General features: G+C 35.7%; 24 protein-coding genes, 1 other RNA gene and 1 other annotated feature. Of the genes, 17 read left to right on the top strand and 8 right to left on the bottom strand.

Translation table 11 applies throughout. The annotated features are described in order from the left end of the window. The first annotated feature begins 65 nt into the window (after positions 1-65). From secG to rnr, 3 genes are all read left to right on the top strand, one after another. On the top strand, positions 66-299 hold the full coding sequence (gene secG, locus J2R98_RS11545) for a preprotein translocase subunit SecG (protein WP_146817749.1): 234 nt from the start codon (positions 66-68) through the stop codon (positions 297-299). Positions 300-463: 164 nt separating this feature from the next. After that, positions 464-1,210, top strand: a complete 747-nt coding sequence (locus tag J2R98_RS11540) for an alpha/beta hydrolase (protein WP_307069143.1) — start codon at positions 464-466, stop codon at positions 1,208-1,210. A gap of 25 nt (positions 1,211-1,235) precedes the next feature. Next, positions 1,236-3,395 (top strand): ribonuclease R, encoded by a 2,160-nt coding sequence (gene rnr, locus J2R98_RS11535; protein ID WP_307069141.1) that lies wholly within the window; start codon positions 1,236-1,238, stop codon positions 3,393-3,395. Positions 3,396-3,427: 32 nt separating this feature from the next. Here rnr and J2R98_RS11530 read toward each other — a convergent pair whose 3' ends face one another. Next, entirely contained in the window at positions 3,428-4,705 is a 1,278-nt protein-coding gene (locus tag J2R98_RS11530) for an amidohydrolase family protein (RefSeq protein WP_307069139.1), read from the bottom strand. An 85-nt stretch (positions 4,706-4,790) separates the two neighbouring features. Then, entirely contained in the window at positions 4,791-5,246 is a 456-nt protein-coding gene (locus tag J2R98_RS11525) for a VanZ family protein (protein ID WP_307069137.1), read from the bottom strand. Between the two features lie 71 nt (positions 5,247-5,317). On the opposite strand from J2R98_RS11525, the gene J2R98_RS11520 reads away from it, so the two are divergent. Continuing rightward, positions 5,318-5,740: a GNAT family N-acetyltransferase gene (locus J2R98_RS11520; RefSeq protein ID WP_307069135.1), complete on the top strand. Its 423-nt coding sequence runs from the start codon at positions 5,318-5,320 to the stop codon at positions 5,738-5,740. 27 nt (positions 5,741-5,767) lie between these two features. Further along, complete coding sequence (locus tag J2R98_RS11515) at positions 5,768-5,953, top strand: short-chain dehydrogenase (protein ID WP_307069133.1); 186 nt, start codon at positions 5,768-5,770, stop codon at positions 5,951-5,953. A gap of 54 nt (positions 5,954-6,007) precedes the next feature. On the opposite strand, the gene J2R98_RS11510 is transcribed toward J2R98_RS11515, so the two are convergent. After that, positions 6,008-6,874 (bottom strand): GNAT family N-acetyltransferase, encoded by an 867-nt coding sequence (locus tag J2R98_RS11510; RefSeq protein ID WP_307069131.1) that lies wholly within the window; start codon positions 6,872-6,874, stop codon positions 6,008-6,010. A gap of 185 nt (positions 6,875-7,059) precedes the next feature. On the opposite strand from J2R98_RS11510, the gene smpB reads away from it, so the two are divergent. Together smpB and ssrA are read left to right on the top strand one after the other, a co-directional pair. Continuing rightward, on the top strand, positions 7,060-7,518 hold the full coding sequence (gene smpB, locus J2R98_RS11505; RefSeq protein WP_146817742.1) for an SsrA-binding protein SmpB: 459 nt from the start codon (positions 7,060-7,062) through the stop codon (positions 7,516-7,518). A gap of 87 nt (positions 7,519-7,605) precedes the next feature. Beyond that, positions 7,606-7,965, top strand: a transfer-messenger RNA (tmRNA) gene (gene ssrA, locus J2R98_RS11500). A gap of 99 nt (positions 7,966-8,064) precedes the next feature. Here the strand turns inward: ssrA and metG are convergent. Continuing rightward, complete coding sequence (gene metG / locus J2R98_RS11495) at positions 8,065-9,699, bottom strand: methionine--tRNA ligase (protein WP_307069128.1); 1,635 nt, start codon at positions 9,697-9,699, stop codon at positions 8,065-8,067. Between the two features lie 58 nt (positions 9,700-9,757). Then, positions 9,758-10,021 (bottom strand) — a binding site (T-box leader). Between the two features lie 179 nt (positions 10,022-10,200). Here metG and J2R98_RS11490 point away from each other — a divergent pair. The 3 genes from J2R98_RS11490 to J2R98_RS11480 all read left to right on the top strand — a co-directional run bounded on the left by J2R98_RS11490 (position 10,201) and on the right by J2R98_RS11480 (position 14,078). Further along, positions 10,201-10,575 carry an IolE/MocC family protein gene (locus J2R98_RS11490; protein WP_307069126.1) on the top strand — a complete coding sequence of 125 codons (375 nt, stop codon included), beginning with the start codon at positions 10,201-10,203 and terminating at the stop codon, positions 10,573-10,575. 545 nt (positions 10,576-11,120) lie between these two features. After that, entirely contained in the window at positions 11,121-13,658 is a 2,538-nt protein-coding gene (locus J2R98_RS11485; protein WP_307069124.1) for a DUF2339 domain-containing protein, read from the top strand. Positions 13,659-13,709: 51 nt separating this feature from the next. Beyond that, on the top strand, positions 13,710-14,078 hold the full coding sequence (locus J2R98_RS11480; RefSeq protein WP_307069122.1) for a nuclear transport factor 2 family protein: 369 nt from the start codon (positions 13,710-13,712) through the stop codon (positions 14,076-14,078). 20 nt (positions 14,079-14,098) lie between these two features. Here J2R98_RS11480 and J2R98_RS11475 read toward each other — a convergent pair whose 3' ends face one another. Continuing rightward, entirely contained in the window at positions 14,099-15,133 is a 1,035-nt protein-coding gene (locus tag J2R98_RS11475; protein ID WP_307069120.1) for a DUF2332 domain-containing protein, read from the bottom strand. Between the two features lie 112 nt (positions 15,134-15,245). Here J2R98_RS11475 and J2R98_RS11470 point away from each other — a divergent pair, with 112 nt between their 5' ends. The 6 genes from J2R98_RS11470 (at position 15,246) to J2R98_RS11445 (ending at position 18,937) form a co-directional block, all read left to right on the top strand. After that, a complete protein-coding gene (locus J2R98_RS11470) occupies positions 15,246-16,001 on the top strand; it encodes a hypothetical protein (protein WP_307069118.1) in 756 nt (251 codons plus the stop codon). A gap of 24 nt (positions 16,002-16,025) precedes the next feature. Then, positions 16,026-16,517 (top strand): phosphotransferase, encoded by a 492-nt coding sequence (locus J2R98_RS11465; RefSeq protein WP_307069116.1) that lies wholly within the window; start codon positions 16,026-16,028, stop codon positions 16,515-16,517. Positions 16,518-16,534: 17 nt separating this feature from the next. Next, complete coding sequence (locus J2R98_RS11460) at positions 16,535-16,795, top strand: hypothetical protein (RefSeq protein ID WP_307069114.1); 261 nt, start codon at positions 16,535-16,537, stop codon at positions 16,793-16,795. A gap of 21 nt (positions 16,796-16,816) precedes the next feature. Next, the gene (locus J2R98_RS11455; RefSeq protein ID WP_307069112.1) at positions 16,817-17,332 is read left to right on the top strand and encodes a GrpB family protein; all 516 of its coding nucleotides are present in this window, start codon (positions 16,817-16,819) and stop codon (positions 17,330-17,332) included. Positions 17,333-17,547: 215 nt separating this feature from the next. Next, complete coding sequence (locus J2R98_RS11450) at positions 17,548-18,366, top strand: alpha/beta fold hydrolase (RefSeq protein ID WP_307069111.1); 819 nt, start codon at positions 17,548-17,550, stop codon at positions 18,364-18,366. Positions 18,367-18,481: 115 nt separating this feature from the next. Continuing rightward, on the top strand, positions 18,482-18,937 hold the full coding sequence (locus J2R98_RS11445) for a DUF2512 family protein (protein ID WP_307069109.1): 456 nt from the start codon (positions 18,482-18,484) through the stop codon (positions 18,935-18,937). Between the two features lie 2 nt (positions 18,938-18,939). On the opposite strand, the gene J2R98_RS11440 is transcribed toward J2R98_RS11445, so the two are convergent. The 3 genes from J2R98_RS11440 to J2R98_RS11430 all read right to left on the bottom strand — a co-directional run bounded on the left by J2R98_RS11440 (position 18,940) and on the right by J2R98_RS11430 (position 21,507). Next, entirely contained in the window at positions 18,940-19,209 is a 270-nt protein-coding gene (locus J2R98_RS11440; RefSeq protein ID WP_307069107.1) for a YqhV family protein, read from the bottom strand. A 98-nt stretch (positions 19,210-19,307) separates the two neighbouring features. Then, positions 19,308-20,528, bottom strand: a complete 1,221-nt coding sequence (locus J2R98_RS11435) for an MFS transporter (protein WP_307069105.1) — start codon at positions 20,526-20,528, stop codon at positions 19,308-19,310. Between the two features lie 109 nt (positions 20,529-20,637). Beyond that, positions 20,638-21,507: a DMT family transporter gene (locus J2R98_RS11430; protein ID WP_307069103.1), complete on the bottom strand. Its 870-nt coding sequence runs from the start codon at positions 21,505-21,507 to the stop codon at positions 20,638-20,640. Positions 21,508-21,691: 184 nt separating this feature from the next. Between J2R98_RS11430 and J2R98_RS11425 the strand changes: the two genes are divergently transcribed. Further along, positions 21,692-23,299, top strand: a complete 1,608-nt coding sequence (locus tag J2R98_RS11425) for an ABC-F family ATP-binding cassette domain-containing protein (protein WP_307069101.1) — start codon at positions 21,692-21,694, stop codon at positions 23,297-23,299. The last annotated feature ends 196 nt before the right edge of the window (positions 23,300-23,495 follow it).

The raw sequence follows: 23,495 nt of genomic DNA, 5'->3' as shown, positions 1-23,495 counted from the left end.
TTGTTCTGAAAAGTGTGCTACATTAATGTTATGGAATTGTGCGTACGCAATAGGAGGTCATAGCTATGTATGGAGTTCTAGCTACTATTTTATTTCTTAATACGATTGCGTTAATTACGGTTGTATTACTTCAACAAGGTAAGAGTGCTGGTTTATCTGGAGCGATTTCAGGTGGAGCTGAACATCTTTTCGGAAAACAGAAAGCACGTGGCATGGATGCTATTTTACACCGTGTAACCGTTGTATTAGGTGTATCATTCATGGTTGTTACATTTTTATTAGGTTACATCGTAACGTAAAACAATAAACGTTAAGAGAACAGTAAGTGTTACACTTACTGTTCTTTTATGTTTTATAATGATGGAAAATAAATGCATAATGTTGTGTTAATGACAAAATGATTAAACCCTATCAAATTGGGGAAACGTAACAGAGAGTAGAGTAGAAAGGGAGAACGAAACAGATGAAAATCAAAGAACCAAAACCATTTACATTCGAAGCAGGAAACCGAGCAGTTTTATTATTACACGGATTTACTGGCCATTCAGCTGATGTTCGTATGCTAGGCCGTTATTTAGAAAAACAAGGATATACAAGCCATGCACCGATTTATCGTGGACATGGTAAACCACCAGAAGAACTGACTAAAGCGACAGCAAAAGAATGGTGGGAAGATGTTGAAGCAGCTTATGATCATCTAAAAGAGTTAGGCTACGATGAGATCGCAGTTGCTGGCTTATCATTAGGCGGCGTTCTATCTTTGAAATTAGCGATGAATAGGCCAATTAAAGGCGTTATTCCTATTTGTACGCCGATTTTCTTTGATAATAAAGAAGAGCTTTCAGCAGGCTTCCGTTTTAAGGCAAAAGAGTATAAGCAATTACAACAAAAGGACAAAGACACAATCGAACAAGAAGTTAATGAATTAATGGAACAATCAGATGACACATTTGATTCATTAGCAAACTTGATTAATTCCGTTCGAGAAGACTTAGATACGATTTATGCGCCAACTTATGTATTACAAGCAGAAGAAGATGAAATGATTAATAAAGATAGTGCGAATTATATTTATGACAATGTTGAATGTGATGAAAAAGATTTGAAATGGTATGAGGGAGCACCTCACGTCATTACATTAAGTGATTACAAAGATCAAGTGCATGTTGATGTTCATCAATACTTAGAAAAGCTAGATTGGTCTGAATAAATGGTTTTACAAGAGGTGAGATAATATGGATTTTGAACAAATGAAACAAAGATTAGAACAATTTTTCACAGAAGAGGCAACAAAACCGTTAAGCACCGAAGAAGTACAAACAATGTTAGAAATAACGGACAGTGATGAGCTCATTCAGTTGATGAAAGCTTTAAACACGTTAGAAGATAACGGTACGTTAATTCGTAACCGTAATGACTTGTACGGCTTACCGGAGAAAATGAATTTAATTCGTGGACGCATTCAAATGCATGCGAAAGGGTTTGCCTTTTTAATTCCAGAAGACGAAAATCATTCAGACGTTTACATTCACCAGTCTGATTTAATGTCAGCTATGAACGGTGATATTGTCCATGTCCGTGTTGAAAATGAGTCTTATGCAGGCAACCGTCCTGAGGGGATCGTTGTACGAATCATTGAACGTAATGATCAACCGATTGTCGGTACTTATCAAGACAATGGGCGTTTCGGTTTCGTTATTGCAGACGATAAACGTATTCCTGGTGATATTTTCATTAAAGAAGGTAATGAAAATGGTGCAGTAGACGGGCATAAAGTAATCGTTAAAATTATTGAATATCCTAAAGGCGTTAAAAGTGCTGAAGGTGAAGTAGCCGAAATTCTTGGACACAAAAATGATCCAGGCATTGATATTTTAGCGATTATTCATAAACATGGTATTAAAGCAGAGTTTGATCAAGAAACGATTGAACATGCGAACAGTATTCCAGAAACAATCGATGAAGCTGACTTAGAAGGCCGTCGAGATTTGCGTGATAAACAAATCGTAACGATCGACGGAGCTGATGCGAAAGATTTAGATGACGCCGTACGAGTTGAACAATTAGATAATGGCAACTACTTATTAGGTGTTTACATTGCTGATGTCACTAACTACGTTAAAGAAGGATCACCAATGGATAAAGAAGCGCTTGAACGTAGTACAAGTACGTATTTAACAGACCGAGTAATCCCGATGATTCCACATCGCTTATCAAACGGGATCTGTTCATTAAATCCACATGTGGATCGTTTAACACTAGGCTGTGAGATGGAGATTGATGGCTCAGGAAAAGTTGTTAACCACGAGATTTTCTCAGCTGTAATAAAAACAGAAGAGCGTATGACTTATACAGACGTTAACTCTATTTTACAAGGTGATCAAGAAGTCCGTGAACGCTACAAATCACTCGTACCAATGTTTGAATTGATGGCTACGTTAGCCCAAACGTTACGTTTTACACGATTCGGTCGAGGAGCAATTGACTTTGACTTTAAAGAAGCAGAAATCGAAGTCGATGAAGAAGGACAGCCTACAGATGTTATCCTTCGTGAGCGCGGAGAAGCTGAGCGCTTAATTGAAGAATTCATGTTAATTGCCAATGAAACAGTCGCTGAGCATTTCCATTGGATGGACGTGCCATTCATTCACCGTATTCACGAAGATCCAGACTCAGGCAAGTTACAGAAGTTCTTTGAGTTTGTTGCCAACTTAGGTTATACGATTAAGGGAACAACAGATGACATTCACCCTAAAGCTTTACAAAAAGTTTTAGATCAAATCTCTGGAAGTAAGGAAGATTTAGTTGTATCAAAATTGATGTTACGCTCGATGCAACAAGCGAAGTACTCACCTGAAAGTGTTGGTCACTTTGGACTAGCCACACAGTTTTACACACACTTCACATCACCAATTAGACGTTACCCAGACTTAATCGTTCACCGATTAATTCGTACGTACTTAATTGAAGGTGATATAAGTGCTCAAACGACGAAAAAGTGGGAAGAGAAGCTACCAGATATAGCACGACACACGTCAGAAATGGAACGTCGCTCTGTTGATGCCGAACGTGAAACAGATGACCTTAAGAAAGCTGAATTCATGTCAGATAAAATTGGTGAAGAATTCGAAGGTATTATAAATTCTGTTACGAACTTTGGTATGTTCGTCGAGTTACCGAACACAGTTGAAGGTTTAGTTCACGTTAGCTACTTAACCGATGACTATTACCATTACCATGAAAATGCTCAAGCGATGATTGGTGAGCGTACAGGTAATATATTTAGAATTGGTGAGGAAATAAAAGTACGGGTCATTGGGACAAATATTGAAGAACGTGTTGTTGATTTTGAAGTTGTCGGTATGAAAGAACGTAAAAAGAAAAAAAAGGCTTAAGACCATATGAGAGCATTGAGTTGAGGTTCAATTCAATGCTCTTGTTTATGTAAAGTTGACTGTTTAAGATGGTTAAGGAAGCCATTCACGATCTGGCTGTACTTTTCATTGATCTCTTCTTCATTCACTGTTAATACTTTTCGGTCTTTCACCACCCAATTACCGTTGATCATGACGTGTTGGACTAAGTCGGTTTGTTCACTAAAAAGTAAATTATGAAGGTATGTTGAAAAGTTCCTCTGATGAATCAAAGGTTTTAGTGAACTTTTCTTTAAAAAGACAAAATCAGCTTTATACCCTTCTTGTATTTGGCCAATCTCTTCATGAACCCCATAAGCTTTAGCACCATTCACTGTTGCCATTTTGAAAATATCTTCAGCAGCATATTGATTAACGGGTTGGTTAATCTTCAGTAAGTAATAAGTTAATTTCATTAAATCCCACATGTTAGTATGAACAAAGTCAGTACCTAAACAAACGTTAATATTTCTTTCTAGCATCTCATTAACTTTTGCAACTCCAGCACCTGTATCTAAGTTTGATAACGGGCAGTGAACGATGGAACTCTCATTTCGAGATATGACATCCAAATCCTCATTTGAAGCGTAAACGGTATGGAAGAGTACTGTTTTTTCATCAAGTAAATTAAGTTCATCATAAAGGCTAATACTAGATTTACCAAAATTAGCCTGAACTAAATTGCTTCTCCATTCATTTTCTAGACAATGGGTCATCATAATCGGGTTATACTGATCTTTTAACTCTTTAACTTTAAGTAGCTCTTCATTCGTTATATCCTCTTCTTCCAATAGATGAGAGCCAAATGAAACGTTGCTATCTGTTTGTTGAACGTAATCTCCGATGTCCTCATAAACATCAATCATTGCACGAATACCAATCTCATTCATCGCATCATGTAATAAATGTGGTGCTTCTCCTGGATCAGAATCGCTGACAAAGGTTACTCCGTGTTTCATCATATCCAAATAACTTTTTTGAGCTATATGTACAAAATCTTCTTCAGAAATGACTTCATCTAAGTATTCAAAGAAAGCCTGTTGAACCTTTCCTTGCTCAGAGTCGTTGCACCAATCTGGTAAAGCCATTTCTTTCATTAATCCTTTAGCTAATGAAGAGTAGCTATGAAAATGCCCGTTTATTAACCCTGGGATCACAATGTAATCTTCACAGTCCATATTGTTATTGGTGTGACTATCAATATTAAATGAGATTTCACCATCAGTGATCTCAATGTCTCGTGTTTCAAACTTCATGTTTTTATTTAAAAACGTTACGTTTTTCAAAATCACTTTGTATGCTCCTCACTTAATTGGCACAGAACCGAGTGTGAAATTGTTTATATTCTGATTTTAACATGTTTTCTATATCACTTTTTTAATGAATTCGTACAAACTTAAAAATTGTAAATCCTATAACCCCTCCGATAGTATTTAAAATAATATCATCAATATCAAAAACACCTAACCCAGTTACAAATTGCATACCTTCAATTATTAGACTGATTAGAAAAGATAAAAGAACTACCTGATATAATCTTTTTGATCTGTCATAAACAATAGGAATCAAAACGCCTAAAGGTATAAACATTATAATGTTTCCTAATGTATTATAAAACCAAGTGTTAAAGTTATAGTGAGTGAAATTAGCAAAGTAATTAGAAATGCTACTAAAAGGGACTATATTGTGTGAAGCATCATCGTAATAGGCAAATGTTCTATGCTCTATGTTTATATTCATACTATAAAATATTAAATTGATCATTAATAAAAGGATTATATAGCTATAAAATAGTATATTAACAATTGGGATTGATTTTAGTAGTCTTTTCATAACTGGCAACACCTCCATAGTAAACGGTATGTCCAAACAATATTTATATTCAACTATAGCGTAGGCAAGAATTGAAAAAGAAAGGTAAGAATTTTAATATGGATATAGTTATTCGCTCATATGAAGACAAAGACATTAGTAAAATACAACAATTAAATAAAGAAGAAGGGTGGACAAATTTAGTCGAGAACCATTCAGCTACAAAAGAAGCATGGCAAAACTCGAATGTTGCCTATGTAGTTGAATTAGAAGGTCAAGGAGTAATCGGTTATGTCAGAGGGCTTACTGATACACGGGTGACTTTATTTATCTGTGAAATGCTTATTGATCAAAAGTTTCGAGGCTTAGGTTTGGGAAAAGAACTGCTTCACTATATACACTCGGTTTATCCAGATACAAGACTTGAGCTATTGGCCAACCAGTCATCTCGCTCATTTTATGAAGGGCTTAATTTTCGCCCTTTTTATGGTTTTAGGAAGTTGAAAGAAGAATAATATTATTTAAGAAAGGATGTGAATATGATGGCTAAGGGAATGCCATATTTGTTCGTTCTTATAGTAATATCTATTATACTCTTTTTTATTGTGACAAGTATATTTGAAACAGAAGCGCCAGCCATTACTTTTCTACTTTCGATGATCGTAAGTCATTTTATATTAGAAAAAAATGAATGGGTGATTGATACACTTATGGCTTTAAAAAACTGAGGTCTCATAGTAAAAAACCAGAACCTCCAAAGTAGAAGTCCTGGTTTAATCGTTTTATTTCCAATACCCGTGTAAAATCCATGGGTCTTGGAATTTAAATGCATCGTCATTTGGTATTTTGTTACGTGTTTCATCTGGAAGGTCAAAGCGAATGTATGTCTCATCACCATATTGCTTTTTAAACTCTTCATGCTCTTTATATAACGTCTTCATCAATCCCGGTTGTTCGAATAAGTCATTCCATAAATACACGACATGTGCATATTGATCACGTTTTTGATCAAACTTCACTATAGCAAAACGGTCTTGAGCTTCGTTTTCAAAGAGCGACCACTTTTCAAGGTCTTCATCTTTAAAAAGTTCAGGACTAGTAGGGAATGGATAGTAAGCTTCTAACGGGAAAATGACTGAATCATCTTGTTGAAGCGGATCAATCCATTTACGTTTTTCTTCTAACGTTTCAAGCTTCGTCCACACGTCACCAGTAGGTTCTGGCATTTTATTTTGGTCGACTAATACTGCTGGGTGAAGTAGCTCAAGTCTTGGTAGTTGTAATTTCTCTAACACACGTAAAGCTGGGAAGTTATGCAATTGTGTATTAGCACCAATCCATTTAATTTGGTCATCTTGTTTTAATTGTTCAATGATGTATTCAATAATCGTTGTTGCAAGACCGTTACCTAAATAACGTTGGTCACTTCTTAGACGTCCTAACATACCGTACTGTCCTTTAAAGACAGAATATCCAGCAACTGAAACGAGTTGGTCATCTGAAAATAGGCCAAATAATGCGTGTTCATCACTCGTAATTAAACGTTCAAATATACGAACGACGTAATCTTCTTCAATGCCTGTTTGCATATTCGCTATCTTTTCTTCATCATTTATTGTTAAAGGTCTAATTTGAATGGTATCAATCATCTTAGCAGTTCCTCCCTTTATTTCGTTTCCCTAATTACATAGAATGCCATAAAATTGGTTTGACTGTCTATTATCCTGTACTAAAATTTTGAATTTATTGAGGTAATATTGTCGTAATTAGTCATCACAGTTTAAAAGCACCGTCTTTTTTGGTAAAATAACCTTTGCAGTGAGGAGGAAAGACCATGGCAAAAAAAGATCCAGGCGCCATTGCAACAAATCGAAAAGCAAGACATGACTTTCATATAGAAGAGACGTTTGAAGCGGGAATGGTATTAAAAGGAACTGAAATTAAATCCATTCGTGCAGGGCGTGTCAACTTGAAAGATTCATTCGCACGTGTGTATAAAGGCGAAGCTTACGTTCATAACTTGCACATCTCAGAGTACACACAAGGCAATCAGTTTAACCATGAACCGACAAGAGCAAGAAAGCTGTTGCTTCATCGTAAAGAGATCAACCAATTAATTGGCCAAACTCAACAAAAAGGCTACTCATTAGTACCGCTAAAAATGTATATTAAAAATGGTGTGGCTAAACTTTTAATTGGTATAGGTCGCGGTAAGAAGAAATATGATAAGCGTGAAGACTTAAAACAAAAAGCGATGAAGCGTGATGTTGAACGCGCATTAAAAGATTATTAATACCAAACAATGACATTTTCAAAGTACTATTGCCATGTTATAATATGTATTACCAAATGATTTTGGTGAAGAAACATTCTTTTACTCGGGGATGTTTTGGATTCGACAGGGATAGGTCGAGCTTAAGTAGCGAGCCGAGGTGACGACTCGATAAACGTCATTTCAGTTAAATATAACTGGCAAACAAAACGATTTCGCTGTAGCTGCGTAAGCAGTGCTACAGGATCCTTCCTACCATCGCCCGTGTGGTAGATCGAAGGGTCTCAAATGAAGCGGGCTACGCTGAAGGCCACCGTCTGAGGTCTTTAGAAGAGAATAATCAGACTAGCCATTCAGAAGCCTGTCAGTAGGCTGAAGAATTGGCGAATGACAATATACTGACTACGCTCGTAGAAGCTTGAGTGGCGATATCTTTGGACGCGGGTTCGATTCCCGCCATCTCCATAATATTATGGATATAATTAAATAATTTGTATGTGACTTAAAGCATAAGTTTTCCTTTTGGGAAGCTTATGCTTTATTTTTTTGTTATTCTCAGTCATTATTCTATGAAGATTGTTCATTTAACTTTTCAACTTCAATGTCAATTTGCTTAAGATCAATCCTTTCAAATAGGGGGTGAACATTTCGAATAGATGTAGTGTATTGATCAATTGGCTTCCACTGGGATTCTGTAATTCCTAATTTTTCTTTTACTACATTACTAGAAAACGGGAGGAAAGGGCTTAGTAATTGGGCTAGGTTTGCGATAATATATACACATGTTGCTAATGTTTTCTTACACTCATCAACATTTTCTTTTACTTGAACCCAGGGTTGTTGTTGATCGAAATACTTGTTTCCATACCTTACAAACTCAAAAATACCCTCTAAAGCATTTTTAAAATACGTTTTCTCTATAAGTTCACCTATTTTTGGATAAAAATTTTGGATATCATTCTTTATATGCTCATTAATCTTCCCCTCTGGTAACTTACCGTCAAAAGACTTTTCTATGAATTTAAAAGTTCTATGAACGAAATTTCCGTACGCTCCTAATAATTCACTGTTGTGACTGTAAATGAACTCTCTCCAAGAGAAATCTGAATCTCTATTTTCTGGTGCATTTATAGTTAAAAAATAACGAATCGAATCTGGATGATAATTCTCAAGGATATCTTGAACCCATATTGCCCAGTTTTTACTTGTAGATAGCTTTTTCTTTTCAACGGTTAAATACTCATTTGAAACGATATGAGTAGGCAAGCATTGATTCTCTATGCCCAATAAAATTGATGGCCATATTACAGAGTGAAATGGGATATTATCTTTTCCATGTATATAATATGACTTTGTATCTTGGTTCCAAAAGCCAGAATTATCTTTATTGTTTTCTAATGCCCATTTCTTACTAGCGGAATAATAACCCGAAACAGCTTCAATCCATACATATATTTTCTTATCCTCATATCCATCTACAGGTACTGGAACTCCAATTGGTAAATCCCGTGAGACAGCTCGGTCATGTAAGCCTTCGCTCAAGTACCGCTCAGTCAGTTGAATTGCATTTTCTCGCCACAAGTTATTTGTTTTTGCGTTTTTCACATATTGTTGTAGTTCTGCTTGGAATGTACTTAACTTAAAATAAAAATGTTCCGTGTTTTTTGTTGTTGGTGAGTCACCACATGTCTTACATTTCTTCTCTAGAATATCTAATGGTTCTAAGATTTTTGAACAATGATCACATTGATCACCACGTGCTTCCTTCCTACAGTTAGGGCAAATCCCCTCAACAAATCGGTCGGGTAAAAACTGTTCACAAGTATTACAGTATGCTTGCTCAACTTCCTTTTTATAAACTTTTTTGTGATCTAAAAGGTTTAAAAAGATTTCTTGTACGATTTGATGATGATGTTTTGAATCTGTACGGGTATAGTAATCATATGTGAATCCAAGTTTTTTAAAGCAATCAAGAAATTCATTATGATAGTGATCTGCAATCTCTTTAGGTGTTGCTCCTTCTTGTTTCGCTCTAATTGTAATTGGAGTTCCGTTACAATCACTTCCCGAAACGAAAAGCACGTTATCTCCTTTCATTCTATAATAACGAGCTAAAATATCTCCTGGAATTAAGCTAGAAATATGACCAAGGTGTAATGATCCATTTGCATATGGCCAAGCGCCTCCTATGAATACATTCATTCGCTTTTCCTCCTTTAAAATATAAATAAAAAACCTCGTCCTTAGACAAAACTAATTGTCTAAGGACGAGGTTTTATACTCGTGTTACCACCTTAATTCACTAACCACTCACATGATTAGCCTCAATAAGTACGGAACAAAGAAATGTTCTTATACTCTGACATTTATAACGAGTGCCAAATCTCGTCATAACCTTACTACTATTGAGTTCGGCCATGCAGCTCAGAGACCATATTCAATCAGTTATTCAATGCTTCTTTTCAGCGACTGAAGCTCTCTGTGAAAGAATGAACTAATTTACTCTTCTCATCATTGCCTTGTATTTCAATTATTTAGTTATTATTAGTATTACATTCTAATAAAAATAATACAATACTCAAATTCCATTTTTTTCTTATTTGTGGTATGGTGAAAGAGGATAAAATGAGCAGTGGTTTAGTTAAATTAGACAAGATCATACAGCTGATTTCGGTGCGCTAAGTGAAAATGAGGAGGGTAAATATGAACCGAAAAGTTATGTTACCTATTAGTTTTGTATTAATGATAGTATTTGTTGGTTGCAGTCAACAGCCTGATATCGATGTGAGTAAGACACTTGATGAATGGAGAGAGAGCTTTGAAAGTGTAGAAGTAGTTGCAGCTTCGTTTGATGGTGAGGAAAATATCAAAATTAGGTTAATGGTTGAAGAACAAATAACAGAAGATGAAGCGGCTTTATTAATGGATGATATCTTTGAAAGTATCATTGAGTATTCAAACCAACCAGACGTTTGGGACTATTATAATGGATATTTTGATATTAAAAGCTACGACGATGGATTATTGTATGAAGCTACCCAGTTGAAAGGTGAAGATCTAGAAATTGCGTCTGATTAATTGTTAATTCGTTATTAGTTAACAATTATGTTTTTAATCGACATATCTGCATTACTTGATTACTCAATATTTCTAAGACCGAAAAATAAACAGACAAATGTATAAAAATTTCTACAGTTTTTAGATTTATACTTTATCTTTCTACAAACACTAACTCTACATGAGTTTACACGATGAAAGGTAGGTTATACATTTGGATGAATTATTGTTTCTAATCGCTTTTCTTGCATTAATTATAGGTACCTTTTATATACTGCATTATACAAAATCGAAAAAAGCAGAAGCTGAGCGAAAGCAAAAAGATCAATTTAAAAAGTGAATACTGTGAACTGAAAGCCTAGAACCCATAAAGTGTTGATACAGCATTTTGTGGGTTGTTTTTATATTACAACTTTTATTGTTCTATTTGTTTTAGAGGTTGGTGTCATACAAAAAAGGTATTGACGCTCTTTTTGTCGAAATAGTGTAGTGACTGGGAGGATGTGTTGCACACATAGCTACCTTAATTCAGTGTTAATATTAATTTCAAGGGGGTGGGTGGTTCAATGGACCAAATAAAAAACCAATTAAACAAAATAAAAGACGAACAGGTAAAATTAACAGAACAGTTTAATGATGTCGTTAAAGAATATGAATCAAGTGATGTTCATCAGGAAAATGAGATGTTCCGAAAGAAAAATGAGGAGTACCAAGAGAAATTACATAAACTTAATGAGCAATTTGAGCAAATCGAGAAGGAGAACCAAAAATTACGATATGCACTTCAAGAACAAATGTTAGATGAAAAAACGAACCTTCTTAAAGTGTCAAAAGAGAAACTAGACACTTATTTCAGCTTCAATACAGACAATACACATAACCGACTAACTAGTTTAGAAGAGAATTCGAGAAGAGAGATTGAGAAGCTTAAACATAAGGCTGATCAGTCAGTCGAAGAAAATAAACATCAAATTTTAAGTAAGTTAAACAGCTTAGAAGCTGAGCTGGATGAGATGATTCATGAAGAAAGACAACTTCTTGCCAAACAAGAGAAGGAATTATTAAACTCTTATTCTAAGGAATATAACCAGTTAGCTGATGAAGAATTAACAGAAGATGTCATTCAGAAACGGGCTAAGCAAAACCAAGTCGAAATGAAAATCGGTTTAGGTTGGATTAACAAGATTGGGATCTTACTCATTCTGTTTGGTGTAGCGGCTGCATTTAGATATTCATATTCAACATGGTTCAACGATTATGCTAAAGGAGGTTTGTTTTCACTTCTTGGATTCATCATGTTGTTCGGCGGTGAATGGTTATATCGAAAGGATAAGCGGGTCTTTTCACTTGGTTTAATAGGTGGTGGAGTAGCTGTACTATACGGTTCCATCTTTTTTAGCTACTTCTTATTAGAAATTATTGGACTTATAACAGCCCTATTATTATCGGTGTTAGTGACTTTCACAGCTATAGCGTTGTCATTACATTATCAATCCAAAACAGTATGTACGTTTGGTTTAGTTGGAGGATATATTCCATTTTACTCATACTTGATTTCATTTGGGCTTGAGGGCATGTCTGTCTATGCCGCAATGGTTTACATACTTATCCTAAACTTATCTATATTATGGATATCTTTTCAAAAACAATGGAATATTGTTCATTATATTAGCTATTTGTTAAATCTTCCGTCTTTCTTTATTTTAATCTATTTGTCACCAACTTACGGTGGCAGCTTGTTATATACGACTTCCATTTTCCTTCTATACTTATTGTTAACACTAGGTTATCCGTTGGCGAAGAAAGTTTCATTTAAGTGGTTGGACGTGTCAATTTTAGCCATTAACACAGCAATAAGTTGCACAGTAATATACCAACTATTTAACGCATTAGGTTGGGAAGACTTTAGAGGTTTATTAGCTGTAGCTTTCTGTCTAATCTATTTCGGTCTAGGACGATTCGTTGATCAAAAAATGAATGAGCAAAAAGAAATGATGGTTTTATTTTATGGTACGTCAATTACGTTTTTAGTTTTAGTAGTACCTTTTCAATTTGGAGTCGAGTGGCTTGCACTTGGGTGGTTGATCGAAAGTGTTGTAATCATGCTATATGCGAATCGTCATAAGTTGGCACTACTTGAAAAGGCTGGTTGGGTTATTTTTGGCTTAACGCTTGTTACATTTGCAGTTGAAGCTTTAAAATACACAGGTGGAATGCCAGACATGACACCTGACTATTTTCACTTTAAGTATTTTGCTGTTATAACTGGTTTAGTTCTAGTGATGTTTTACTATGTTTATGACCAAACGAAGACAAATCGTACACATTTATTTAATGGATTTCCACAATTTATACAAGGGTTGAAATATTTCACGCTTGTAAACGTTTGGGTTTACATCGTAACTGAAGCGGCTTATTGGTTTGGTCAAATGGTTGACACTAGTTTTGAACATTTTATACTTTATCAGTTATTAATATTCTCGTTCTTGTCAGTTGCATTAGGGTATGTTCTAAAGAAAATCACTATACTTTATGATCGGATCGTTAAGTATTTCTGTTTAGTTTTATACTTCATTGGAATTCTAGTAGGTTTATTTGTTACAGCCACGATGCCTATTTTGGGTGGTGAGCAGGATACAGTTATTGACTATGTAACATTGGGCATACTGGTTGGATTCAATGTCTTAATTTACGCTACTGGACGGGACCTTTTAATGGCTTATATTCGTGGTCAACATAAAAATGTGGAACTTTATCCAACTATTATAGCGGTTTATTTTATATCCGTTTTAACTGCGTTTTTACATGTACAATTTCAATTAGGTGATGTTGGTTTTGTTGTTAGTTCAATTTATTTGATCGTTGCAATTAGTTACATTGTTTACGGATTTAAAAATAAGTTCGTTTATTTAAGGCGTCTCGGACTTGGGTTAACCTTATTGACTACTGGAAAGTTAGTATTTTTTGATCTTGCATTTTTAACAGAAGGTAACAAAATATTAGCTTACTTTAGTTTTGGTTTGGCGTTGTTAGGAATTTCATATATTTATCAGAAGATGGCTAGTTATCAAGAGGAAAATGATCAAGAGAAAAAAGTTAGTTAAAGTTATTGATAAATAACATTGTATGAAATAGTTGGAGCTGAGGAGGTTATGATGAGTTTTAATTTAAAGGCCCATTTACAACAATTAGAGGAAAGCCATATTAATTTAGAAGTTCGCCAAAGCAATGAAGAGCTTGATCATATATTAGCTGATGATTTTTTAGAAATAAGTAGTTCGGGGAAGATGTATGGCAAAAAGGAATGTCTAGAAGATGGTGTAGTACTAACAGAAATGACCCTTCACAATTATGAGATCCGACATCTAGCATCTGATGTCGTCCTGTCGACTTACTATCTTATTGATCACACGCGTGAAAGGAAAACTTTACGCAGCTCGATCTGGAAATATATCGATGGCAGGTGGCAATTTTATTTTCATCAAGGGACGCTTACGGATTTAGAGCTAGAGGATTTAGGTTAAAAAGCATAAGCCACCTCGGCTTATGCTTTTTCTTTTGGAATTTCCCACGTAAACCATTTCCCATGCCCCGCTGTTGTGGCAATGGTGTTTAGAGCTTCTTGGCCGTTTAGGTAATAATCTAAGTGTAAATCGCGGTCTTGAATGTTGTTGTAAACGTGAAAAATATCTCTATTTGAGCCAACCTTCTTAATTTCTTCAAGCAAATCCTCTTTAGTCTGTTGCGGCATTTGATTGGCAACGTGTGTATGAAAAACACAAACTGCATAGTCTTCTGGAATGTCGCTTACTATATCTGAAAGCAATGCCACACCATCACCTTCAATTAAAGTGAGAGGGTGTTGTTTTACGATTTCAGCAGCTTGTTGAAGCGTTTCTCTTCGTTCATGAAGATTTGGCCAAATTAGCGCATTTAACCAGAATTCATCTTCTTCATCATTTAAGTCCAACACATTAAGGTCTATGCCGATTCGTTTTGCAACTGGTGGAGCTTCTACTGGAAGGAAGGGCTCATGATTACCTTTGATCTCAGCAGTTAGATGTACATTTGAAAGTTGGTTACCGTAAACTTGCGCTGAACCATAAGAATAATTGTACTGATCCCATAGTAGCTGAAGACCTGAGCTAGTCCCAATTTCAATTAAGGCTAACGGTTTTTTCGCGATGTCATATATGTAACTGAAAGTGGGATAAAGATATGTACATCGTCTTACTTCATTTGTTTGGACTAATTTCGTTTGTAAGATTTCTATAATTTCATCACGATAATTCTCGCAAAAGTCTTTGAAATACGGATAAGAGCCTTCTACATTTTTAGCTTCTGAAACAATACTTGGATAGAAGTCCTTTAATTCATGTTCTTTACCTTTTAATAACAGGGCATGGACTGCACCGAATAACAAATTCGGAATGGGTTGTCCTTCTCTTGCGTGTGCGGCTAGTTGTAGGACTTCTTCATCTTCAGCGATCTTTAAGGAAAGGTGTTCGTAAAGTTCGCAATAGCCTTCACATTCTTCTTTTGCAAATTTTTCGAAAATATTTGCTACACGTTGTTCCATGAAGCATTCCCCCAATGTATAATAAAACTATAATTCCATAACTTACCATAGTCTAATGATAACATAATCACTTTTAGACTAACTCGTTTTAAGTTTTGAAAGGGTTTAATTTATGAAAAATGCTACACTCCATAAGTTTCTCGTTTATTCCCATGGTGCAGACTCTTTGTTGATCAATGAACAGAAGGAATGGACACTTCCACATACATATTTTCAACCAAAGCATATTGCTATAACTGAACATATTAATGATTATTTCCGACAAACGTACAATTTAGAGACACAAGTTTTAAGATGTGCTTTTGTTTATGATCAATATCGTGTCTACGAGGTTGAGGTTTTAAAAGGTAGAAAACATAAGTGGCTTAAACGTTTTGATGATGTTAAACAAAACTTAGACCATGAAGATTTAAAACTCCTAAGTCGGGTAAGTTTTAAAAATACAGTTTATCCAAGTTGGTTCAAGTTGGGGTGGCGAAAATCTTTTAAAAAACGGGTTTTATCATTTACCGGCACTACAACTGACCATGTGAATTTTGAGCAAGTTAGAAGTTGGGAAAAGTCGGCATTACATAAAGTGTCGACAGACAGGAACGCCTATTATATAAAAACGGTGCCGCAAGTTTTTGGACATGAACCTCTGATCGCTCAATACCTATATCACCATCACGGTGAGGTTGTTCCACCAGTTGTATCAGTTGACCATAATTGTAATGAATATATTATGCAAGAAGTTAATGGGGAACTGTTAGGATATATGAAGGAAAAAAGTTATTGGATGAATGCCTTAACCAATTTAGCAATGATCCAGAAACATTCAATTCATCAATTGAATGAGTTGAAAAATTTAGGGTGTCCTTCATATTAGATTTCTAGTACGTTACAACAATACTTGGAAAGGTCTTTAAAGGACTTACAAGCTTCTCAAGTTATTTCAGAAAATACATATGGAAAGTTAAGCAAGACGCTTCTAGAAGCTAATAAACTATGTCAGCAATTAACATCTACTCAAGTTCCACCAGCTCTAGATCACGGTGATTTTTTCGGTGGAAATATAATAGTTCAAGATGGAAAAACAATCATCTATGACTGGTCAGATTGTGCCATTTCGCATCCTTTTTTTAGTATGACAGTTATTTTTGATGAAATTATGGAAGTTTTCTCTGAAGATGTAGCACATGATTTGTTAGAGGAGTATTTGGGTAATTGGACTAGATTCGGTTGTATTGATGATTTAAAGAAGGAATTCATGCTAGTAAAAAAGGTTGCGCCTTTATATTATTTAACGATTTATCAGCAGTTTATTGTGCCACATTTTAATGACAACTGGGATCAAGAACAAATTGTTAATTCTTATGTGGACCAATGGTTAAAGAACTTTTAGAAAGGTAGGGGGATCATGTGGACTACAATTACATGGAACAACATAAACAAGAGCAATCACAACATCAAGAGCAAGCACTAACTAATCACCATGACGAAGTTTCTATTATGACATGGATCTTTATATTAATTTTAACAGCAATTCCATTTATTAATTTGATTGCGCTTTTAGTGATGGCTTTTGGTACTTTTAATCCTAATATAAACAACTTTGGTAAAGCTGTCTTAATTTTAATGGCAATTGGTTTATTATTTGGGGTGTTTGTTACTGGTTTTTAGAAAATACTATGAGGTGTACCCATGAGGAAAATTGAAGTCGTACCATACCAAGACAGGTGGCCAGAAATGTATGAAAAAGAGTCTACAAAACTAAAGTCGCTTTTAAGTGATGAGTACATAGACATTCACCATATTGGTAGCACTTCTGTTCTAGTCTTAAAAGCTAAGCCAATTATTGATATTTTAATGGTCGTTAAGGCAATAGAAGCGGTTGATCAATATAATGAACAGCTTATAAGCATTGGATTTATGCCTAAAGGTGAAAATGGGATAGAAGGTCGGCGTTATTTTCAAAAAGGTGGTGACAACCGCTCGCATCATCTTCATATTTTTCAAACGGGTAGCCCTCATATTAAGAGACACCTTGCTTTTCGTGACTATTTAAGACACAGTCCACAAGTGAGTGAGCAGTATGGAGAATTGAAAGAGCGATTGTCACGTCTCCATCCTTATGACCCTAAAGCTTATGTTCATGGCAAGGAGGAGAAGGTACAGGAAATAGAGCGTTTAGCTATGAAGTGGGCTGACAACCGATAATCCTTCTTACAATTATTCACAGTTCTTTCTTCATATAAAGTAGCTTCATCCCCACCCTCAATGTCACACAATCGACATGCTCCAAAAGGTGACAGGGAAGGCCAAATGTGTTACATTTTCTTAAGGATATTTTTATTAAGAATTGAAATGGAAAGGCTTGCCACACGGGCAGTCGTTTGAATTCCATAAAGCTTTGGTTGTTGGGGTGGAGATTCATGTTATTAGATTATAAGATGTATCAGCATGAGACGAGCAAGGAATGGGTTGTATTCTTGCACGGTGCTGGAGGAAACCATACTTTATTTTATAAACAAGCAAAACAGTTTAAAAAATACTTTAACTGTGTATTTATAAACTTTCCAGGACATGGGGAAAGTGAACCTTTAAATGTAAAGTACACTTGTAAAAACATCGCTAATAAAGTGATGGAAGTACTAGATCATTTAAATATTAGGAAAGCGCATTTAGTCGGAATTTCTTTAGGGACGATGGTCATGACAGAGATTTGTCGTCGTACACCAGAACGAATTGCATCGATGACGATGGGTGGAGCTGTTATTAAGTGGAAGTTTTGGACTGACCTTTTGTTCAAAATTGCTTACCTCGTTCGTTCGATTGTTCCGTACATGTTTCTATACAAGTTATTTGCGGGTATTTTAATGCCGAAGAAAAACCACAAAAAGTCGCGAAACATGTTCGTGCGAGAAGCATCGAAGTTAGGACAGTCGGAGTTTATTAAGTGGGCGGAACTGCTCATTACGTCAAACAACATTCATGAAACATTTACTGAAATGAAAAATAAAGTACCGAAGCTCTTTCTTATGGGAGATGAAGATCACGTCTTTATAGATGGGGCTCATTATGCTGCAGAGCGTGATTCTTATGCTCAGGTAGAAGTGATTCAAGAGTGTGGTCATGTATGCAATATTGATCAAGCTAAAGCTTTTAATGAGGTTTGCATTAACTTTATAAAGAAGCATGTTGAGTGTGAAGAAACACGTCAAAATGATAAAGTCGCATCAACAATTGCGTAAAATTAAACTTCCAGCTTAAATAGCTGGAAGTTTTTTTGTGTTTTAAAATACGCATAACGATTGTATTCTAACCCAAAATATATATGAAATGGTCTACTTTCAGGAGGTGAAAGTTATGAGTCATGTTAAATTAATCGCAATTAAGCTCGCTGTTACGTTCGCTTGGTTATTCGTTATTTTAGGTTTATGGTATGGAGTTGGAATCGGTAATATTATCATGTTTACTTTAATATTAGGAGCACTTGCTTATGCGGGTGATATGCTAATTTTCCGACGATTAAACCAGCGTTACAATCATACAGTAGCGACTTTAGGAGATTTTGCATTAGCATTAGTTGTTGTTTATGCATTACTTGATCTATTCGCACCAGTGACAAACATTGTTGCTGCATCGTTTTTTTCAGCAGTCGGTTTAACTGTGTTTGAAGCTTATTATCACTTTTATATGCAAAGGACTCTTAAAAGAGCTGAGTATGAAGAAAAAGGTAGTAGTGCACGTCCTTCAATGAACTTACAAACAGAAGCGTCTGAAGAGCTTGATCCAGTTGAAAAGCAAGATCGACCCAAATAGCGTTATTTAATTCGTAAGCTAATAATAATAAGCAAAATACCTGCTACGAGTAATATAGCTTTAAGTAAGGAGATTTTTCCTGCAAGCCCATACAAACCGATAAAAGTGGTTAACAATAAAACGCCAGGTCCAACGAAGGCTAATAAGCTATTAATGACAAAGGCTTTATATAGGTCATTGAAACGGTACATTAAATAGGCAGCTGTTATTTCAAGTGTGCCGGAAAAGACGCGAATCATAATAATCGCTAACAGTAGCTTGTCTAAACTCATAGTAGAACTCTCCCTATAACATCATTCAATCTAATATATGGTAAGAGGTAGGGAGCTAGTCCTAAAAAATAAAATCTCCGGAGTTAAACCGGAGATTTTTATGTTTGATCAGGGTTAATCCACTTCCATGATAGGATGAATAGTAGTGCACCGAGAACACCAGCCATAATATAGCCAACGTTTATATCGATTGGCATCAGTAATGAGACGATTGGCGGTCCAGCAGCTACCCCGATAAAACGCGCAGAACTATAAAACGAAGTAATCGTCCCACGTGTTTCTTTATTAATACTTTCTGTAATCATTGCATCTAATGTCGGAAGTAGTGCTCCAATTGCTAAACCGTTAAGGCTCGTTGAAATGAGTAATAAGGTAACAGAATCAGTTGAAAAACCAACTGTTGTAATACTAACAGCTAGTAAAGCGACAGCACTCATAATAATGACCTTCATCGTTTTTAAGTCACCTTTAATTTTACGCCCAGTAATAAAGGATGTTAGACAAAGTACGACTAATGGGTAAGCTAAGACGACACCTTTAGGTACGCCATCAACCCCGTATTGTTTTTCAAGTATGTCAGATAAGTAAAAAAGAATCCCGAATAGTAAAAGCATCGTGTAAGCCCCGAGTAGAAAGACAGTATACAACCATTTACCTTCGACTTGGAAAATCTTTTTTGTTTCTGTTAAAAACTCTTTAAACTTTAGCGGTTCTTCTTTGTCCTTTGGAACTTTAATGAAGAAGATCACGGCTATTAAGGAAATTAAACTAAAGGCGGAAATTGAAAAGAACGGTAAATACCACAACATCGCAGCAAAAAAAGCACCAATAATAGGACTTAACACTTTACCAAATGTGTTAGAGGTTTCGACAAGCCCTAAGCAGCTACTTGCTTTTTCATCGTCGTTTTTATATAAATCACCAACTAAGGGGAGTATGATTGGAAGAGCACCAGCAGCTCCAATGCCTTGAAATACTCGACCGACTAAAATCCACACAAACGGATTATCAACAACTAGTGATGCAATTCCAGCGATTAACCCTCCAATGAAAGTGAAAATTAAACCTGGAATCATAATCATTTTTCGGCCGTAACGATCGGATAAATAGCCTGCAATAGGGATAATTAGTATAGCAGCAACCGAGTAAACCGTTATAATTAAACTCGACTGAAACGGTGAAATGCCGACCTCTTCTTCAAAAACAGGCAACACTGGAATAAGCATCGAATTCCCTAATGTCATGATAAGAGGAATCGATGCGATTGTAATGATACACCAAATTGAAATATCATTTGTTTTTGTGACTTTACTTTCCATTACTTCCACCTCATAGAAGATCCGTTGTGTTCACTGCTTAGACTTTGCAAATAAACAGTTTCTATAAGAGGGATAAAAAGGCAAAAAAATAAAGGCGCATGAAAGCACCTTAATGTCTTTTTTGATATTGACCTGTTATATAAATTCCTATAAAAATAAACACCATGCCCGCGATTAAATTAGCTGTAATTGGTTCACTTAAAATAAAGTAACTCGCAATAATTGCTGTAATCGGGATAATATACGCTACTGTTGCAGCAAATTCAGGTGTCCCGTTAAGAATCATATAGTATAACAAAAAGTGTGCTACACCAGAGCCAATAGCACCAAGCCCTAACACAATAATCATTGTTTGAAGGTCAAACGCCGCTATATTTGGTAAACCTTCAACTGGCACCGCGATTATTAATCCTACGAGTGATGCTACGAAAAGTGAAATCGTAATGGTAATGATTAAATCGTCGTGTTGCAAATGTTTTTTAAAGTATTGTGAGCCGAATCCATAAAAGATTGTCGCTACAACCATCGTCCCAATTCCTATAAAGTTACTTCCAAAAAGCTGATGAATTTGAAACTCGGTTAACACGACTATTCCAAAAAAACCAATTAAAATACCGATCCATTGTCTTTTAATTAGTTGCTTTTCAAAAAACAAGTAGCCAATTAAAACCGTAAATAAAGGGGTCAACGCATTTATGACAGACGTTGTATTGCTCATAATTACAGTCTCACTCCAAGCAAGAAAGCCCCATGGAATGCCAGCGTTTATAGTTCCGAGAATAATGAGATGTTTGTAAGGAATTGGTGTTGCTCTTTGTTTAATTTTAACTAGGAATATGGGCAAAAGAAAAAGTGCACCTATAAAACATCTTAAAAACACCATCCCCCAAACGCCAGTATCTTCGACGGTTATTTTGATGAAAATGAAGGTTAGACCCCAAATAATGCTCAAACTAATTAATGCTAAGTATACTCGCATGTTATTCACCTATACTTAATATATTGTCATTTGTTGTATAAGTGCTTGGCTAAAGTGTTAGAATTAGTAAATGATGGTAACGGTGAAGTGGAGGTTTTCGCATGTTTAGTTAAAATTCGTCAAAACCTCTATATAAATGCTATAATGATAAAGGCTAATTTTTATTTTCTGGAGGATTTATAATATGTTACAAGCGACAGGTGTCGGCTTACGCTTTTCAGATCGTAAGCTGTTTGAAGATGTTTCAATAAAATTTACTAAAGGTAATTGTTACGGCTTAATCGGTGCTAACGGTGCTGGTAAGTCAACGTTCTTAAAGATCCTTTCTGGTGAAATTGAACCCCAAGAAGGTAACGTTTCAGTAGGTAAGGATGAGCGACTTGCGATGTTAAAGCAGGATCACTTCGCTTATGAAGAAGAAGAAGTGCTACAAGTTGTTATGATGGGACATGAGCGCCTGTATGAAGTCATGAAAGAGAAGGATGCCATTTACGCTAAAGGTGAATTTACTGAAGAAGACGGTATGCGTGCTGCAGAACTTGAAGGTGAATTTGCTGAGCTAAACGGTTGGGAAGCAGAAGGCGATGCAGCATCACTATTAACAGGTTTAGGTGTTGATGATTCACTTCACAACAAACAGATGAAAGACTTACCTGAATCAGAAAAGGTAAAAACTTTATTAGCTCAAGCGTTATTTGGTAATCCAGACGTTCTACTATTAGACGAGCCGACAAACGGATTAGACATTCAAGCGATCCGTTGGTTAGAAGAGTTTTTAATTAACTTTGAAAATACAGTCATCGTCGTATCACACGACCGTAACTTCTTAAACAATGTGTGTACGCACATTGCCGATTTAGACTTCGAGAAGATTACACTTTATGTTGGTAACTATGACTTCTGGTATGAATCAAGTCAACTAGCACAAAAAATGGCACATGAGCAAAATAAGAAAAAAGAAGAGAAGGTTAACGAGCTTAAGGAATTTATCGCGAGGTTCAGCGCCAACGCGTCTAAATCACGTCAGGCAACTTCTCGTAAAAAACTTTTAGATAAAATCACAATCGATGATATTAAACCATCATCAAGAAAATATCCTTATATTGCATTTTCACCAGATCGTGAAATTGGTAACGACTTACTAGAAGTAGAAGGCTTATCGAAGACAATTGACGGTAAAAAAGTATTAAACAACGTAACATTTAGAATGAACAAAGATGATAAAGTTGTTTTACTTGGTGATGATGTTGCTAAAACGACATTAATTCAAATTTTAATGGGTGAAATGGAACCAGACGAAGGATCGTTCAAGTGGGGTGTTACAACATCTCAATCTTACTTCCCGAAAGATAACACTGAGTTCTTTGAAGGCAATGATAAAAACTTAATTGACTGGTTACGTCAATACTCACCAGAAGATGAAAGCGAAACTTTCTTACGTGGCTTCTTAGGTCGTATGTTATTCTCAGGCGATGAAGTATTCAAGAAAGCAAGCGTCTTATCAGGTGGTGAAAAAGTACGTTGTATGCTATCACGTATGATGTTAAGCGAAGCAAACGTACTATTGTTAGACGATCCAACTAACCACTTAGACCTAGAGTCAATTCAGTCATTAAACGAAGGTTTAATTAACTTTAAAGGCTCCATGATCTTTACGTCACATGACCACCAGTTCATCCAAACGATCGCAAATCGTATTATTGAACTTACAGACGAAGGTGTCATTGATCGTGAATTGAGTTATGAAGAGTATTTAGAGGATGTTAAAGAAATTAAAACACCAACAGTATAAAATGAATCCCGCCGATTTTAGTCGGCGGGGTTTTTTAATGGGAATTTTTGCGAGAGGCGCATAGAATTATTCAAGAAGCTCATAGAATGTCGCGAGAGGCGCATAGTGACGTTCTGTCAATATATTGGACATGTTTTTGCTCTCATAAGGCAAACTTTTAATCCATATGAAAGAAGATGCTTTCATATGGAATCCT

The sequence above is a fragment of the Alkalibacillus filiformis genome (genome assembly GCF_030814115.1).
Lineage (GTDB): Bacteria > Bacillota > Bacilli > Bacillales > Alkalibacillaceae > Alkalibacillus > Alkalibacillus filiformis.
The sequence above is the reverse complement of the archived record's forward strand: the minus strand, read 5'-3'. Positions and strand labels throughout refer to the sequence as shown.